This window comes from Psychrobacillus sp. MER TA 171 (genome assembly GCF_023713305.1).
In the GTDB taxonomy this organism is placed as follows: domain Bacteria; phylum Bacillota; class Bacilli; order Bacillales_A; family Planococcaceae; genus Psychrobacillus.
In genome coordinates, this window is record NZ_JAMAWN010000032.1 from 21850 (window position 1) to 33073 (window position 11224).

An 11224-nucleotide genomic window follows, 5' to 3' on the forward strand; every position below is an offset into this window, starting at 1 on the left:
GATGTCTGACAAACAAAGAGAAATTATCGAAGCCTTAAAAGTAAAGCCGGAGATTGATCCAAAAGAGGAAGCTCGTATAAGTATCGATTTTATGAAAGACTATTTAAAGAAGCATCCATTTTTAAAAAGTATGGTTTTAGGTATTTCAGGTGGCCAAGACTCCACTTTAGTGGGTAAGCTTGCCCAAATGGCAGTGGATGAGTTGAATGACGAAATGGGAGCAGGTACGTATTCATTTATCGCGGTTAGTTTACCATACGGGGTGCAATTTGATGAATCTGATCGTCAGGATGCACTGAACTTTATTCAGCCAAGCAAACGTGTAACCATTAATATTAAGGAAGCCGTAGACGCAAGTGACCGTGCGTTGAAGGAAGCAGGCATAACCCTTAGTGATTTTGCAAAAGGAAATGAAAAAGCGAGAGAACGTATGAAGGCTCAGTATTCTATAGCTGCAACATATAACGGTGTAGTGCTAGGTACAGATCATGCGGCCGAAGCGGTCACTGGTTTTTATACTAAATATGGTGATGGTGGAGTAGACTTAACCCCAATTTTCCGTCTCAATAAAAGACAAGGGAAGCAATTGCTAAAGCATCTCGGTGCACCACAGCATCTCTACACTAAAGTTCCGACAGCCGACCTAGAGGAAAATCGTCCAGCTCTACCGGATGAGGTTGCACTTGGAGTGAGCTACGATGATATTGATGATTACCTAGAAGGTAAGAATGTATCTCCAGAAATAGAAGAGAAAATCGTTGGCTTCTATGATCGTTCTGAACACAAACGACAGCTGCCAATAACCATTTTTGATGACTTTTGGAAAAAATAATAGTGTCTGAGACATAATTAGTTTAAGTTTACGCAAAAAGAGAAATTGCACTGTGGAATTTCTCTTTTTGCGTTTATTTTTCACTTCTTTCCTCTGGCCCAAATTTCGACCAGCCATTATAACCAGACAACTCATATTTTAAATATCCTTTTGAATCTACTTCATAGATGTTTAAAATAGCGACAGCTTTTGGAGGTTGTCTTGTATAAAAATAAAGAATACTATCTTCTTTTTGTTCGCTATCTTCAATGTAGTAGTGTAAATATACGCTTATATCATTTGTTTTCATTTCTTTACTGCTACCAGTAATTTTACCCGTTTTTCCAGGATCGAGACTTTTTATGGTTCCTAACTCTATAAAATCAGTCTGATTCCCGCTATATGAAAATTGAAGATCGGGTAGATTTTGATCACTAAAATTATTTACCTCTATAGTAACTCCTTTATCATATTTTTTATATTCATCTGGTGATCCATCTAAAAAGAACAATAAATATATGGGTAATATTATGAATAAAGTTACAAGTATTGTAAGTATTAACCCCAAAAATATAACAAGACTAAGAGGTATATTAGTTTTCTTCATTATCCAACGCCTACTCTCTCCTTATGAGGATTATAACAAAAATTCAAACAAAGTAAGTAATACACCCTTATAATCTAAATGGAAAGCATCGGGAACTTTGCTCAACTATGTATTTTGAGTAGAGTTTTCCCTAGTTTCTTTTTGGTTTAGTAAAGCGCTTTTAATACAATAGAAAAAATAATTTAAATTGTTTTATCTTCCTTTTTTGGTTATGCTTATACTGTATTATAAAAATTTTCTAACTAATCATTTAATGATAATTTTGGGGGAAAACAGATGAATGAAAAATTACAGATAGAAGCAATTATTTCTAATATAGAAAAAGTAATGATAGGGAAGAAAGACATTGCAGAATTAGCAGTTGTATCTCTTTTGGCAGATGGACATGTTTTGCTCGAGGATGTTCCTGGAGTGGGAAAAACCATGATGGTTCGTGCGCTCGCTAAATCTATCGGGGCCGATTTTAAAAGAATTCAATTTACTCCTGACTTATTACCATCCGACGTATTAGGAGTCTCCATATATAACCCCAAAGAAATGGAATTTGAGTTTCGACCAGGACCTATTCTTGGGAACATTGTGTTAGCAGACGAGATCAACCGTACGTCCCCGAAAACACAATCAGCATTACTAGAAGGAATGGAAGAAGCTTCCGTTACAATTGACGGCATTACGATGCCGCTTCCAAAGCCATTTTTTGTTATGGCTACCCAAAATCCAATTGAGCATGAGGGTACATATCCTTTACCTGAGGCTCAGCTAGACAGATTTTTGTTGAGATTAAAAATGGGCTACCCTAATCAACATGAAGAGATTGAAGTGTTAAATAGATTAGAGCATGCATCTCCTATTGATAGCCTCCAGCCAGTAGTTTCTCTTGAAGAGCTTATTCACCTCCAGAAACAAGTAAAAAATGTTAGCGTAGATTTGACAATGAAGGGATATATTGTGGATTTAGCTAATAGAACACGAGTAGATACTTATGTTTATCTTGGAGTGAGCCCTCGAGCATCCATTGCGTTGATGCGTGCCTCTCAGGCCTATGCCTTACTACAGGGAAGAGATTACGTGATTCCAGATGATATTCAATATTTATTGCCATTTGTTTTTGGGCACCGTGTTATTCTTCGTCCTGAGGCAAGGTATGATGGTATTTCTTCTGAGGAAGTACTTTCCCGTATTGTTAAACGAACTCCTGTCCCTATCAAGAGGAAGGTACACGGATGATTGAGCGGACAGAAGGATTAAAGAAGTATAAAGGTTTTATTGGTATCCTTCTTCTCTTGGTGGTGGCATTTGTGTATGCAATGTTTCAGGGGGGCTTCGTCAGTTGGTTTCTTTTTTACCTCATTGTTCCTCTCTCTATATACTCAATTCTACTGTTTTTTTACCCACTCTCTAAGATAGAAGCAGAGAGGATAATTGAAACACGAAAAGTGTATAGCGGGGGAAGATTTTCTGCCACGGTCAGGGTGACAAGAAATAATCGTTTTCCTCTGTTGTTTGTGTGGTTTGAGGAAAGGGTCGGACCTTCTCTTAGGCATACAGGGTCAAGAAGACAGCTTGTCTTTTGGGGAATAAAAAAAGAGTTTACCTGGACGTATGAAATAGAACATATGCCACGCGGTGAGCATGTATTAGAGGGGACAACAATTGAAGTGAGCGATCTGTTTGGATGGATGAAAAAAAGTATTTTTATTTCGAATCCAAAAACCTTACTAGTCTTTCCGAATCTAACAGATATGATTTATATTCCAATGGAAACTAGGTATGATCAGGGAGCAGCTGCATCAAGAATTCAAGTGATGAAGGATACGACTATGGCGACAGGGGTACGTTCCTATCAGCCTGGTGATCGAGTTTCTTGGATACATTGGAAGTCATTTGCCCGTACCCAAACTCTTAAAACTAAGGAATTTGAAGATCGTCAATCTCAAGATTTGTTCATCTTAATCGATCGAACGTTGACTCCTATGTTTGAGGACGTCGTAGATTTATCTGCCTCTATTATGCAGGCCATTGTTCGCCATCAAGCCAGCAGTGCATTTTTATCTCTTGGAGAAGATCGTTTCTTCTTGCCAAATGTAGAGAATGAGACCCAGCTACATCAAGTCTTATATCATTTAACAAAAGTGCAACCTGATTTAAACAAGCCTATTGAACAAGTCATATCTCAGGAGCCAGCATTAGCTCAAGCAACTTCGTTATTATATATAACAAGTGAGCTAACACATGAGTGGATTGATGGGATAAACCGTAACGCAGGAAACTTACGTTTATGTAGGTGCTTTGTCGTAAAAAACAAAAACGAGAAACCAAATAAAAATGAAACTGCACTTTACCAATACGCGAAAAGTAGAGGGGTAGACGCTCATAATATTACAAAGGACCGTTTTGCCCAAGCGTTTATGGAGGTGAATCGTTCATGAAAGATAACTACCTGCAAGGAATCATTTCCTTCCTAATTTATACGTTCACCTGTTTTTTAATAGTAGAATGGTTGAAGCCAGTTATGGAATTGACTAATACCGACCACTTATCATTGTTTGTCATATATCTGTCTGTATCCTTCTTTTTTTACTTTATAAAGCTTAACTGGAAGGTTACTATACCGATCAAGCTAGTGTTTATCAGTTGGACCATTGTTCATATCTACACGGATTATTCTTTTTTATCTAGAGATTCATTGAATTATTTAAGTGAATCACTTCAACACAACTTTGTCTCTATTTTTAGCCAGGAATGGGGAGCAATAACGGATCCGTTTCGGACCTTTTTGTTTTTTGCTCTACTTTGGATGACTACCTATTTACTAAACTATTGGATCACCATTAGAAAGACAATTTTATTGTTTTTCATACTGACCGTTTTATTTATCACTATTTTGGATACATTCAGTCCTTACAATGCTAAGAATTCTATAGTCATTACATTAATTTCTGGGTTTATCATTATGGGATTACTCTATATACAAAAATTAATAAAAGAAAATCAAGTCTCTATTAGAGGAACCTTTGTCACAGCTTCTATTACTAGTTTAATCGTATTAGTTATGATCAGTGGTATAACGGCATATGCAATGCCAAAAGCAGGTCCGATATGGCCCGATCCTGTCCCTTTTTTTACTACCTCTACACTTGAAGTAGATGAGCGTGAAGGGAATGGAGCTAGTGTAAATGGTGTGAAGAGGGTTGGCTACGGAGAAAACGATGAGCAATTAGGAGGAGCTTTCCAAAGTGATGATACGCCTGTTTTTTGGGCAAAGACTGATACCCCGCAATACTGGAAGGTTGAAACCAAAGATACTTATACCTCTAAAGGTTGGGTACAATCCGAGGAAGAGACACCTTTACTAAGCTTTGGGAGTGGAGAACTATTTGAAACGGATTTCCCACCCGGAGCAGAAGAATATACGGAGGAAGCTAATATAATGTTGGCGCAAGAATTTCCATTAATTCTTCAGCCTTATGGTATGAAAAGCATACAAACGAATGAAGAAGCTTTGTTTACAAGTAATCCACTAACCCAAAAAATTTCTGTTCTTAATAGCAGTAATTCTGTTCTATGGGATTACAATGTGACATTTAGTGAGCCTAGTTATAGTCTTAAAGCGATGCGGGAAACCTCTGTAGAAGATTTAAGTTTGGTGCCTGCTGAATTGCAGCGATATTTACAGCTGCCTGACACACTACCTGAGAGAGTAAAAGAGCTTGCCGTCAGCATTACGGAAGATCGGATAAGTCTCTATGATAAGGCGCTTAATATTGAACGCTATTTCAGAGGGAATAACTTTAGCTACAATCAAACGATGGCTGCGGTTCCAAGGGGCGACACAGACTATGTAGATCAGTTTTTATTTGAAACGAAGGTAGGCTACTGTGATAACTTTTCAACTTCAATGGTCGTCCTTCTACGCTCCCTTGATATCCCCGCACGATGGGTTAAAGGGTTTGCTCCTGGAGAACGAGCGAATGTAGAAGGTCTTGGAAGTGTTTATGAGGTTACGAATAATAATGCACACTCGTGGGTAGAGGCTTATTTTCCAAACGTAGGGTGGATAACATTTGAGCCGACAATTGGCTTTTCCTCAAGTGCCAATGTTATATACGATATAGAGTCACAGACTGATGAACCTCAGACTCCAGAACAGCAGGAGGAGAAACAAGAGGAGCAAGCTACAACAGGAAAAAAAGATGATGATGTTTCCTTTAGCTTAACGACCTTCCTTCAAGATACTTTAGAATGGATGACGGAAAGAAAGGCAGCTATCATTTGGGGTCTTATAATTCTTGGAATCATAAGCCTGTTTGCTTATAGCCGTCGCGGAAAGTGGTTACCTAAGGTATTAATACCAGTAGGTAGAATGCGTAAAAATGATTGGAACTCTTTCGAGAAAATGTACCATCAGCTTCTACAGCAGCTAAGTCTCCATGGGATGCGAAGAGAGCAAGGACAAACCTTATTGGACTTTGCTAAAAAAGTGGACAAGGATATCGGTACCAACCATATGACTGATCTAACCAAGGTGTATCAACAGGGCTTTTATGGGAACAATAAAACGGAACTTAATTATGCGTCGATTAGAGAAAGTTGGGAATATTTAATCAATCGTATAAGCGGTTGATTTTACCCTCAACAACCTGTAAACTGAAGTCAAATTAAATTTGACCAAGTTGCCCTCGTATATGTCCGATAATATGGTTCGGATGTTTCTACCAAGTTACCGTTAATAACTTGACTATGAAGGTGAATGCAGTCATGTCTTTTTTAAGGACATCTGCATTCACCTTTTAATGTAGAAAGCAAAAACGCGTAGAAAGAGGAACTTTCGCACGCGTTTTTTTAATACGTATTGGGTTTAACGGATTGGGATAAATATATATAGAAGAGGTGGAATGCATATGTCTTCAACTCCATTGTTGAAAGAACAAGAAAAAATTGTCGTTCTAGATTTCGGCAGTCAGTACAATCAGTTAATCACTCGTCGGATTCGTGAGTTTGGAGTGTATAGTGAATTACATCCCCATACTGTAACTGCCGAGGATATTAAAAAAATGAACGCCACTGGTATCATTTTTTCAGGTGGACCTAACTCTGTATATGATACGAATGCTTTTCATATCGATGAGGCAATCTATGATTTGAATATACCTATTCTAGGAATTTGCTATGGTATGCAGTTAATGGCTTATCAATTTGGCGGAAAAGTAGAAAAGGCTTTTTCAAGAGAATACGGTAGAGCAGAGATTGACATTAAGAATCCGACAGCATTATTTGGCGACCTTCCTTCTAAGCATGTAGTTTGGATGAGTCACGGAGATCATGTAACTGCTGCACCAGAAGGCTTTGATGTGATTGCGACAAGCCCATCTTGTGATGTTGCTGCAATGGCAAATGTTGAAAAAGGCTTATATGCGGTACAATTCCACCCAGAAGTACGTCACTCTATTTACGGTCTAGAGCTACTTCGCCAATTCGTATTTGACGTTTGTAAGGCAAAAGGCGATTGGTCAATGGAAAGTTTCATTGAAATGGAAATCGAAAAAATTCGTGAAACAGTTGGGGACAAGAAAGTTCTATGTGCGCTAAGTGGAGGAGTAGATTCCTCAGTAGTTGCAGTCCTTATCCATAAAGCAATTGGTGACCAGCTTACTTGTATGTTCGTAGACCATAATCTACTTCGTAAGGATGAAGCGGAAGGTGTAATGAAAACCTTCTCTGAGGGCTTCAATATGAATGTTATAAAAATTGATGCGCGTGAGCGTTTTATGAATAAATTAGCTGGAGTTTCTGATCCAGAGAAAAAACGTAAAATTATTGGTAATGAATTTATTTATGTGTTCGATGATGAAGCGTCTAAATTAGAAGGTATGGATTTCCTTGCGCAAGGAACACTGTACACAGATATCATTGAAAGTGGAACAGCTACTGCTCAAACAATCAAATCTCATCATAACGTTGGTGGACTTCCAGAGGACATGCAGTTCAAATTAATTGAGCCTTTGAAAACTTTATTCAAAGATGAGGTTCGTGCATTAGGCTCAGAGCTAGGCTTAGCTGATGAAATCGTATGGCGCCAACCATTCCCTGGTCCTGGACTAGCTATCCGAGTTCTAGGAGAAGTAACAGAAGAAAAACTAGCAATCGTACGTGAATCGGATGCAATCCTACGCGAAGAAATAGCTAAGGCAGGCTTAGACCGCGATATCTGGCAATACTTCACTGTACTTCCTGATATCCGCAGCGTTGGTGTAATGGGTGACGCAAGAACTTACGATTACGCAATTGGTATCCGTGCAGTTACCTCTATCGACGGTATGACATCTGACTGGGCACGTATCCCATGGGACGTTCTAGAAAAGGTATCTGTTCGATTAGTAAATGAAGTGCAACACATCAATCGCGTGCTGTATGACATTACGAGTAAACCACCAGCTACGATTGAGTGGGAATAGGACTGTATTTAATTATAAACACAGTCATACCTTGTGATTAACATATCTCAAATATTAAATCCTCTTTTAGTTATTGATAACAGATAACTAAAAGGGGATTTTTATTTGGTTAAAATAGTTGAAAAATGATGTTTAATTGAATAATCTTATTTAAGATTGTAAAGGTAAGTATATGAATACCTTTTGGCGATGAACTGTTATACTAAGTTTTTAATGTTTTTACTGATATATGGAACGTTAGCGGGGAATATAAAGTATAAGGTTAACTTCAGTAAGATAAATATTATATTTGTTGAACAGATTCTCTATAGGGATTAAGAAAAGTAGGTGAACAAATGGGAAAATATCAATTGGATACAAAAGGTAAGGCGGCCGTGGCAAAGTATCATGAAAAACAAAAGCCAGCTAAATTTGATAAAAAGCAGCAACTTGAAAAAATACGTACAGAGTATTTGAAGAACAAGCAAAAACAAACAGATAAATAATAAGAATGTAAACATAGGAAGACCATGTCTATCTTGAATAAGTTTTTTAAAGGGATGAATAGGCCCGGTAATGACGTTAAATAACAACTAGTGAAGAGCTTGGAAACTGATTTATTGGTTTTCAAGTTTTTTATTTGTAATAGAATAGGTCTATTTTCCTTCAAAAATTGCTTTACCTTTTAGCAGAAAACGAACTATTATTTGGTTAATGAAAAAAATGTTCGGTTTTTCTATTGATTTCGTCATAATTCGATGTTATATTTACTACATAATTTAATTATGTCGTCGTATAACGTTGGGAATAAGGCCCAAAAGTCTCTACCGGATCACCGTAAATGATCCGACTACGATGAGTGATGCTCATTTATAATCACTTATTGGGGATAGTAGAGGTATACGACCAGAAATGGTAGTATACTTTTTTTCGTTGTCGCGATAAAAAATGGAGGAACTTATGAAAAAGTATTTTCGTTTTGAGGAATTAGGAACAAACTATCGCCGTGAGATTATAGGTGGTTTGACAACATTCTTGGCAATGGCTTATATCTTAGTGGTTAACCCGATGACTTTATCACTTGAAACAATCGAAGGGTTACCAGAGTTTATGTACATGGATAAAGGATCTGTGTTTACTGCAACAGCTATTGCTGCAGCGATCGGATCTATATTAATGGGTGTACTGGCAAGATACCCAATTGCACTTGCACCAGGTATGGGATTAAATGCATTCTTTGCTTACACAGTTGTACTTGAGTTCGAAATTCCATGGCAAATCGCTTTAACAGGCGTCCTGTTCTCTGGTCTCATCTTTATCTGCTTATCTCTCTCGGGAATAAGAGAAACGATTATTAATGCTATACCATCTGAGTTGAAATACGCAGTAGGAGCAGGTATCGGTTTATTTATCACATTTGTCGGCCTACAAAACTCTAAGATTATCGTTTCCAATCCAAATACAGTAGCTGGCTTAGGTGATTTAACAGACCCTAACATTTTATTAACTATCTTTGGACTTGTGATTACTGTAATTATGATGGTTAAAGGAGTTAAAGGTGGTATTTTCTACGGTATGTTAATTACTGCAATCGTAGGGATGATATTAAGCTTAGTACCAATCCCTGATAGCGTAGTAGGCAGTGTCCCTTCAATGGCTCCAACTTTCGGTGCTGCATTTGACGTATTTTTTGAAGACCCAGCTGCACTACTGACAGCTCAATTCTTAATTGTTGTGTTAACATTCTTGTTCGTAGATTTCTTTGATACTGCAGGTACTTTAATCTCAGTGGCAAATCAGGCAGGATTAATGAAGGGTGAAAAATTACCTCGTGCTGGTAAAGCATTATTAGCGGATTCTATTGCTACAGTAGCGGGAGCTGTTTCCGGAACATCCACTACTACTTCTTATGTAGAGTCAACAGCTGGTGTAGCTGCGGGAGCAAGAACTGGGTTCGCCTCAGTCGTAACAGGGGTTCTGTTCTTACTTTCTTTATTCTTTTTCCCACTGTTAGATGTCATTACTTCTTATGTAACAGCACCAGCATTAATTATTGTTGGGGTACTAATGGTTTCTTCTATTGGTCAAATAGACTGGAAACGTTTTGAGATTGCAGTACCAGCCTTCTTTGTAATTATAGCAATGCCGTTAACCTATTCTATAGCAACTGGTATCGCTATTGGATTTATCTTCTATCCAATTACTATGATCGTTGCAGGTCGCATAAAAGAAATTCATCCAATCATGTATGGCATGTGGGTAGTATTTGTAGGCTATTTCATATTCTTATAGAATAGAATGATATAAAGAGGGGCTCATGCCTCTCTTTTTTTGGTTTTTAAGAGGGATATAGATTATAGAGATAGAAATATACTCTAATAGAAGAAACTCACTTTAAGTTTGGAGGAAGTTGAGAGTGATACATATAAGAAAAGCAGTACCCTCAGATGCAAAAGGAATTGCCAAAGTTCATGTGGAAAGCTGGAAGACTACTTATATCAATATTGTACCGGAGGACTTTTTAAATAACCTGTCTTTTGAAAAGAGAGCGGATTACTGGTTTTCTGCTATTCCGAACGGGGGAGTTTATGTAGCTGAAGCTGAAAACAATCAAATCGTGGGCTTTGTTTCTGGCGGGAAGGAACGGAGCGGGAACTATTCTAATTATAATGGGGAAATTTATGCGATCTACATTTTAAAAGAATATCAGGGAATAGGTATCGGTAAGTTATTAATCGAACCTATGGTAAAAGAGTTAACGAACCAGGGGGTCTTTACTATGTTAGTGCTAGTTCTAGAAGACAACCCTTCAAAATACTTTTATGAAAAGCTTGGTGCAAAGAAGGTCGATAGTATAATAGTAGAAATAGGAGGAGTACACCTAAATGAGTTGGTATACGTTTGGGACGATATTTCACCCTTAGCTGTTAAATAGGACGCATAGTATATAAGTCTATAAAGTTATAATAGACTTATCAGAATAAATTGTTATTATTTTTGAGTGTATTTTATTAAAAATAGTGTTGACGAATAGTTTAAAAGGGTGGTATAGTAATCAAGTTGTTACTTTTACTTCTGATTTCGAAAAACAAATTTTAAAAAGTTGTTGACATTGATAATCAGATTTGATAAGATAATAAAGTCGTCAAAACAAACGACGCAATGAACATTGAAAACTGAACATGCAAAACGTTAAGACATACAGCATCAACAAGCTTCGGCTTGATTGACGCAAAACAATTTTATGACATCATTTAATGATGATGCCAGCAAAACAAAATGAGCTTTTTAAGTTCTCTATTATGGAGAGTTTGATCCTGGCTCAGGACGAACGCTGGCGGCGTGCCTAATACATGCAAGTCGAGCGGATGA

Annotated in this window: 9 protein-coding genes, 1 rRNA gene and 2 riboswitches; of the genes, 9 read left to right on the forward strand and 1 reads right to left on the reverse strand. The window is 37.5% G+C overall.

The features are described 5' to 3' along the window. Position 1 precedes the first annotated feature (1 nt). Positions 2–832, forward strand: coding sequence for an ammonia-dependent NAD(+) synthetase (gene nadE / locus M3627_RS19070; RefSeq protein WP_251557052.1), 831 nt, complete (start codon positions 2–4; stop codon positions 830–832). Between the two features lie 73 nt (positions 833–905). Here the strand turns inward: nadE and M3627_RS19075 are convergent, their stop codons facing one another. After that, on the reverse strand, positions 906–1418 hold the full coding sequence (locus M3627_RS19075; RefSeq protein ID WP_251557054.1) for a hypothetical protein: 513 nt from the start codon (positions 1416–1418) through the stop codon (positions 906–908). 276 nt (positions 1419–1694) lie between these two features. Here M3627_RS19075 and M3627_RS19080 point away from each other — a divergent pair, with 276 nt between their 5' ends. The 8 genes from M3627_RS19080 to M3627_RS19115 form a co-directional block, all read left to right on the forward strand. After that, positions 1695–2645, forward strand: a complete 951-nt coding sequence (locus M3627_RS19080; RefSeq protein ID WP_169360495.1) for an AAA family ATPase — start codon at positions 1695–1697, stop codon at positions 2643–2645. 245 nt (positions 2646–2890) lie between these two features. Continuing rightward, positions 2891–3847: a DUF58 domain-containing protein gene (locus M3627_RS19085; protein ID WP_251557056.1), complete on the forward strand. Its 957-nt coding sequence runs from the start codon at positions 2891–2893 to the stop codon at positions 3845–3847. Continuing rightward, positions 3844–6042 (forward strand): transglutaminase-like domain-containing protein, encoded by a 2199-nt coding sequence (locus tag M3627_RS19090; RefSeq protein ID WP_251557057.1) that lies wholly within the window; start codon positions 3844–3846, stop codon positions 6040–6042. Before M3627_RS19085 ends, M3627_RS19090 begins: the two co-directional genes overlap by 4 nt. A gap of 35 nt (positions 6043–6077) precedes the next feature. Then, positions 6078–6179: riboswitch (purine riboswitch) on the forward strand. Between the two features lie 140 nt (positions 6180–6319). Continuing rightward, a complete protein-coding gene (gene guaA / locus M3627_RS19095) occupies positions 6320–7873 on the forward strand; it encodes a glutamine-hydrolyzing GMP synthase (RefSeq protein WP_285841748.1) in 1554 nt (517 codons plus the stop codon). A 335-nt stretch (positions 7874–8208) separates the two neighbouring features. Then, positions 8209–8358: a hypothetical protein gene (locus tag M3627_RS19100; protein WP_251557058.1), complete on the forward strand. Its 150-nt coding sequence runs from the start codon at positions 8209–8211 to the stop codon at positions 8356–8358. A gap of 265 nt (positions 8359–8623) precedes the next feature. Then, a riboswitch (purine riboswitch) is annotated at positions 8624–8725 on the forward strand. 87 nt (positions 8726–8812) lie between these two features. Continuing rightward, the gene (locus M3627_RS19105) at positions 8813–10144 is read left to right on the forward strand and encodes an NCS2 family permease (protein ID WP_251557059.1); all 1332 of its coding nucleotides are present in this window, start codon (positions 8813–8815) and stop codon (positions 10142–10144) included. 124 nt (positions 10145–10268) lie between these two features. Next, positions 10269–10787 (forward strand): GNAT family N-acetyltransferase, encoded by a 519-nt coding sequence (locus tag M3627_RS19110; RefSeq protein ID WP_353056482.1) that lies wholly within the window; start codon positions 10269–10271, stop codon positions 10785–10787. Between the two features lie 364 nt (positions 10788–11151). Further along, positions 11152–11224: ribosomal RNA gene (locus M3627_RS19115) — 16S ribosomal RNA — on the forward strand; the annotation flags it as partial.

What these genes read in the sequence shown, in the direction of transcription:
- M3627_RS19090 (WP_251557057.1), top strand. Translation starts at nt 3,844, where the DNA reads ATGAAAGATAACTACCTGCAAGGAATCATTTCCTTCCTAATTTATACG.
- guaA (WP_285841748.1), top strand. Translation starts at nt 6,320, where the DNA reads ATGTCTTCAACTCCATTGTTGAAAGAACAAGAAAAAATTGTCGTTCTA.
- M3627_RS19100 (WP_251557058.1), top strand. Translation starts at nt 8,209, where the DNA reads ATGGGAAAATATCAATTGGATACAAAAGGTAAGGCGGCCGTGGCAAAG.
- nadE (WP_251557052.1), top strand. Translation starts at nt 2, where the DNA reads ATGTCTGACAAACAAAGAGAAATTATCGAAGCCTTAAAAGTAAAGCCG.
- M3627_RS19080 (WP_169360495.1), top strand. Translation starts at nt 1,695, where the DNA reads ATGAATGAAAAATTACAGATAGAAGCAATTATTTCTAATATAGAAAAA.
- M3627_RS19105 (WP_251557059.1), top strand. Translation starts at nt 8,813, where the DNA reads ATGAAAAAGTATTTTCGTTTTGAGGAATTAGGAACAAACTATCGCCGT.
- M3627_RS19075 (WP_251557054.1), bottom strand. Translation starts at nt 1,418, where the DNA reads ATGAAGAAAACTAATATACCTCTTAGTCTTGTTATATTTTTGGGGTTA.